This is a genomic window from Streptomyces cyaneofuscatus (assembly GCF_000718135.1).
GTDB lineage: Bacteria > Actinomycetota > Actinomycetes > Streptomycetales > Streptomycetaceae > Streptomyces > Streptomyces cyaneofuscatus.
Genome location: NZ_JOEM01000057.1, coordinates 1 through 782, shown reverse-complemented (window position 1 = coordinate 782; position 782 = coordinate 1). Strand labels below are relative to the sequence as shown.

At 66.9% G+C, this 782-nt stretch carries 1 protein-coding gene; it reads left to right on the top strand.

The genetic code is table 11. The features are described from left to right. On the top strand, window positions 1–782 hold a 782-nt coding region (locus IF17_RS0135720), incomplete at both ends, for a non-ribosomal peptide synthetase (RefSeq protein ID WP_032773136.1).

The following is a 782-nucleotide window of genomic DNA, read 5'->3' as shown; positions in this document are numbered from 1 at the left end:
AACATGTATGGGATTACGGAGACGGCGATTCATGCGACGCATGGCCGGGTGGTGTTTGCGTCGGATGGTTCGTTCGATGCGACGGTGGGGCGTCCGTTGCCGGATCTGCGGATCCTGATTCTGGACCGGTTCTTGGAGCCGGTGCCGGTGGGTGTGCCGGGGGAGATCTTCGTCGGGGGGCCGGCGCTGGCGCGTGGCTACCTGAACAATCCTGACCTGACCGCGGAGCGCTTCATCGACGACCCGCACACGCCCGGCCAGCGGCTCTACCGCTCGGGTGATCTTGCCCTATTCCGTCCGGATGGCCAGATCCGCTATCTGGGCCGCAAGGATCGCCAGCTCAAGGTCCGGGGTTACCGGATCGAGCCAGCCGAGATCGAGAGCGCGTTGCGGGCGATTGACGGGGTGAGTGATGCGCTGGTCACCACACGGCCCGGCCCGCAGGGCCCGAACCTGACGGCCTATCTGGTCACCGCACCGGACGGTCAGGTGCGTCACCGGGCGGTAACGGAGGGCTTGCGCGGTTCGCTGCCGGGCTACATGGTTCCCACCCACTACTTCACCGTCCCGGCCCTCCCGACCACGGTCAATGGCAAGGCTGACCACGACGGGCTGCACACCACCGCGACAGTCCTGACAGCCGATCACACGCCCAGCAGGCTCCCGACCTCGACCGAGAGCAGCCTTCTCGCCATCTGGAGCACCCTCCTCGACACCCCCTGCACCGACCCCACCGCCAACTTCTTCGAACTCGGCGGCGACTCCATCACCGCACTCCGGGC